Raw genomic sequence first — 4,299 nt, forward strand, 5'->3', positions numbered from 1 at the left:
TTTACGGATTCTTTTCATATATTAAAATTAAGGTTTTATGCTTAACTTTTACTCCCAACTAAGTTAGTATATCCAGTATTGTTTTTTTCGATTTTTAGTATTTGAGAAACTAAATAACCACTTATACTAAAAACTATTCCTGAAAAAATAATTGTATATGGAAAAAAATCTTTTATTCTTACATCAAATGACAAAATTTTCATTATAACATTAGACATCAATCTATTTTCATGATCCCAATAATTTCCGTTTATAGCCCTTGTTACATCATCAGCATAATACACATTTGATAATAATAACAATGGAAAAATATAAATAAAAGCGAATATCCCTAAAAAAAAAAGAGTACTTCGGTTTATTTCAAACTGTTTCATAAATTATTTTTTTATATAATTTTTAGTATTTCATCAATAAATATGACATCACAATAAATTTATTTTAATTTTCAGCAATGCTTATTTCTATAAAAGTCTAGAGTCATTAACATTAAACCAATTACTAATTGAAAACTGATTTTCCTAATGTTAAAAGATTTAATTTTCTATAAGATTTACTTTCTCAGAATTTTCTTTAAAATCAAAAAAACCATTCTATCTGTATTTTTATTTATAAAAATTGATATTAATTCTGATATTTTTATCATTTCTTACTCTTTTACCAAATAAATATTATTTTCTGTTCTTAATATATTTGATAATTATATAATTTTATCAAATATTAATCGTTTTTTTCATTATAACATGGAATTATTACAGCTGTTATCATATTATTTTTTAAAATTTAATATTCTATTGAGAATAATCTATAAACCTTAAAATTCAATAATTATTGTAATAAATCTTTTAATTTTAAAATAACATTATTCATATTACAAATGAATTATAAATATATTTTTAATCCAAGTAACCTTTTAATTCCATTATTAGCATCATTACCTCTTCCATTTGCTTTTATCAATATAGCTTTTGGTTTATTTATTTTTGCTATTATTCTAAATTATAAACAACTCCATGTCAAGTTTTCATATACATTACTTATACCTGTTATATATTATCTCCTATGTGTAGCATCTTTAAGTTGGACAATAGAAGCCAAGGAAACTGGTAAATATCTTTCAAAAGGGTTATTCTTTATAGCTTTACCAATCTTATTTTCGTTTTTACCAAAAATCAAGATAGAAAAAAGACAAGTTATTTTTAATAACTATAGTTATTTAATGGCTATTGCAACTATTTTTTATCTTCTAAGAGCTTTATATAGATTTATCAAAACAGGTGAATCTCACTATTTTTTCTATCATGATTTAGTTACACTAGACGTAAATGCCATTTACATTTCCTTATTTATCTCATTTGCATTTATTAATCTATTTATTAAGAAAAATAAACAATGGTATGACTTTTTAGCTGTATTTCTACTTTTTGCATTTCTTATCTTATTATCGTCAAAAAATGTTATTGTAATTACTCTTTTAGGAATAATAATCAGTTTTTTCTATAATAAATCAATTTTAAAGAAGAAAAACATCCTACTTATTTTAGGAGTTCTTGTTATCTTAATGATTCCATTAGGTTCTAAAATAAAAGAACGTTTTGATTTAGAAATCCAAAATACGACTGAAAATGTGAAATTAGAAAATGGTATTATTAATGTTTCTATTGAAAATGCATGGGAACAAGATTCTTTTGGACCACAATATTATTTTAATGGAACAGCTTTCAGATTATATCAAATCCGACTATTTAAAGAATTTTTGAACGAAGATCATATTTTTTGGACTGGTTATGGAGCTTCTGCTTCTCAAGATAAGATAATAGAAAAACAAAAGATAAATAAATTAGTAGAATATTATGGAACCTTAAACTTCCATAACCAATACATTCAATCTTTTGCAGAATTAGGTATAATTGGGGTTATATTATTATGCCTAATGGTTGTTTTTAATTGGATAAAAGCGATTAAAAATCGTGATTTTGTCTTCTTATTCTTTACTATTCTCACAACCTCTATCATGTTTACAGAATCTTTATTTCATCGTCAACGAGGAATCGTATTTTTTATACTATTGTACTGTATTTTCCATTCTACTTTAAATAAAAAGAATACCCTTTAATAGGATATTCTTTTATTTATATTGCGTTTTCATCACCTTTTACAACTAACATTACAGTTTGATACACAATTTGTATATCAAGTAAATAAGACCAATTTCGAACGTAATATACATCCGTTCTAATACGCTTTTCCATATCTTCATCAGAATCTATAGCACCTCTATACCCCTTAACCTGAGACAACCCTGTAATACCTGGTTTTACGTAATGTCGAATGTTATAACGATTAATAATATCTCGGTAATAATGATCTTGAGAAATCATATGAGGACGTGGACCTACAATAGACATTTCTCCTTTCAATACATTGATAAATTGTGGTAATTCGTCTAAACTTGTTTTACGTAAAAATTTTCCAATACGCGTCACACGCGGATCATTCCTTTCTGTAGCTTTTATAGAGTTATATTTAGAATCGACCATTGTTCTAAATTTATAGCAATCAAATTCAACCCCATTCAATCCATTTCTTTTCTGAACAAATAAGATTGAACCTTTCGAATCGATATAAATTAATAAAGCAATAATCGGAAACAACCAACTTAACAAAAAGATACAAACCAAAGAAGCAAAAATAACATCAAATAAACTCTTAATCAATTGGTTAAATTTTAAATCCAAAGGAAATCTCTTTACTTCAAATATGGGCAAAGTATCTATGTAGACTACTTTTAATTCTGTAATTCCATTATAAATAGAATCAGGAATATATGACACATTAATAAGATTTGCTTCCGATAAACTTACAATTTCATAAATTAAACCCTTGCTTATCTCTCCCTTTTGAGAAATAAAAATCTTATTAATTTTATTTTCCAAGATAAACTGTCGAAAATCTATATCCCTTATTTTTAATAATCCTTTCGTAAAACCAATCTCCTCTTTACCTATTTTATCAAACAGCGATATACCTAAATCCTTGCGTTCTTTTAATAAGTTGATAAATTTATTCGTATTATCATTCTCATCAATAATCAAAACATTTGTCAAATCTTGACCTTTTAAATGCAGATTTCTATAATAAATAAAGACAAAAAGTCGAGTAAGTAAGCCAATCAAAAAAAGTAATAAAATGTATGTAATACCTAATTGTGGTGAAAATAAATCAGATGATTTTAAGCCAGATATCGCAAATACGACAATGGAAAAAAATAAAATTTGATAGGTTATTTTTTTTACAATCTCTACAAACTTTACCCTTCTATATACCTTATACAAAGAAACATTATTGGCAATTAAAAACCAGATAACAACAAACAACAATAATGCCTTATAATGAGCTTTAAACAACTCAAAATAAGTAGGTATCTTTTCTAAAGGATAGTCTTCTGTCCAAAAATATTGATATTGTAATTTCAAAAAAATGAAAAAGAAAAATATCAATGAAATAGTATCTAAAAACTCTTGAAAAAAATAAAATTTTATATTCCTTCTTTCTTGCATTTATATATAAAAAATGAATACTTTATTTCGTTTCATTATATACTTTATTTAATACTTTTTTTAAATTGTCATTACTAAACATTATCGGATCAAAAATTCCTTCTAAATTATTCTTTAATTCAAAATTTAACTTTTGAGGATTATAAACAACAGTAGAACTTTCTGGAAAATAATCTAAATATTTTTCATTTTCTCCATTTAAAATAATTTTATTTCTGTACTCAATGCTTATATTTTTAATACTAATAAACTGTTGCTCTGCATTAGAGCCTAAATCCAATCTTAAATTTTGAGGTTTTTTTCCTTCGGGTAACTCAAAAGCAATATCTTGAACAACACACTGTCCATATACTGGTATTGTTATTGAATTTTCTTCTAAAAAATTAGTATCATTAGAGTAAAATAGCTGAAAATGATCGTTCTTAGTAAATACACCTTCTAATGTTACTACTAAACCTTTAGTAGAATCCTTTTCTACTTCTTCTGTTTCAGACAAGTCATTTCTTCCTCCTTTTTTATCTCCACAAGACGATAAAGTTAAAAACGAAGAAATCAATAAAGTACTTAATAAAATTTTTTTCATACTTAATACAATAATTGGATAGTTTTTCATTAAACGCAAAAAAATCTACTTTCTTATAAATTTTATTGTAAAATCATAATTCTGGATATCCCCCTGAATTTTCCAGTGTAAGTTAAGCTACATTTTTTAAAAATTGTAAATTATTATTAAACTCAAAAA

General features: G+C 24.5%; 4 protein-coding genes. 1 reads left to right on the top strand and 3 read right to left on the bottom strand.

All coding sequences use genetic code 11. The annotated features are described in order from the left end of the window. Nucleotides 1-41: 41 nt before the first annotated feature. Nucleotides 42-374: a hypothetical protein gene (locus HXZ74_RS17025; protein WP_286476506.1), complete on the bottom strand. Its 333-nt coding sequence runs from the start codon at nucleotides 372-374 to the stop codon at nucleotides 42-44. 500 nt (nucleotides 375-874) lie between these two features. Here HXZ74_RS17025 and HXZ74_RS17030 point away from each other — a divergent pair, with 500 nt between their 5' ends. Beyond that, a complete protein-coding gene (locus HXZ74_RS17030; protein ID WP_114998567.1) occupies nucleotides 875-2,113 on the top strand; it encodes an O-antigen ligase family protein in 1,239 nt (412 codons plus the stop codon). A 16-nt stretch (nucleotides 2,114-2,129) separates the two neighbouring features. Here HXZ74_RS17030 and HXZ74_RS17035 read toward each other — a convergent pair whose 3' ends face one another. Both HXZ74_RS17035 and HXZ74_RS17040 read right to left on the bottom strand, forming a co-directional pair. Further along, nucleotides 2,130-3,557 carry an exopolysaccharide biosynthesis polyprenyl glycosylphosphotransferase gene (locus HXZ74_RS17035; RefSeq protein ID WP_114998569.1) on the bottom strand — a complete coding sequence of 476 codons (1,428 nt, stop codon included), beginning with the start codon at nucleotides 3,555-3,557 and terminating at the stop codon, nucleotides 2,130-2,132. Between the two features lie 22 nt (nucleotides 3,558-3,579). Further along, the gene (locus HXZ74_RS17040) at nucleotides 3,580-4,140 is read right to left on the bottom strand and encodes a hypothetical protein (RefSeq protein ID WP_147279953.1); all 561 of its coding nucleotides are present in this window, start codon (nucleotides 4,138-4,140) and stop codon (nucleotides 3,580-3,582) included. Nucleotides 4,141-4,299: the final 159 nt, after the last annotated feature.

The sequence above is a fragment of the Empedobacter sp. R750 genome, from assembly GCF_030324345.1.
Taxonomy (GTDB): Bacteria; Bacteroidota; Bacteroidia; order Flavobacteriales; family Weeksellaceae; genus Empedobacter; species Empedobacter falsenii_C.

Coding starts and splice junctions, on each gene's coding strand:
- HXZ74_RS17025 (WP_286476506.1), bottom strand. CDS start 374: ATGAAACAGTTTGAAATAAACCGAAGTACTCTTTTTTTTTTAGGGATA.
- HXZ74_RS17030 (WP_114998567.1), top strand. CDS start 875: ATGAATTATAAATATATTTTTAATCCAAGTAACCTTTTAATTCCATTA.
- HXZ74_RS17035 (WP_114998569.1), bottom strand. CDS start 3,557: ATGCAAGAAAGAAGGAATATAAAATTTTATTTTTTTCAAGAGTTTTTA.
- HXZ74_RS17040 (WP_147279953.1), bottom strand. CDS start 4,140: ATGAAAAAAATTTTATTAAGTACTTTATTGATTTCTTCGTTTTTAACT.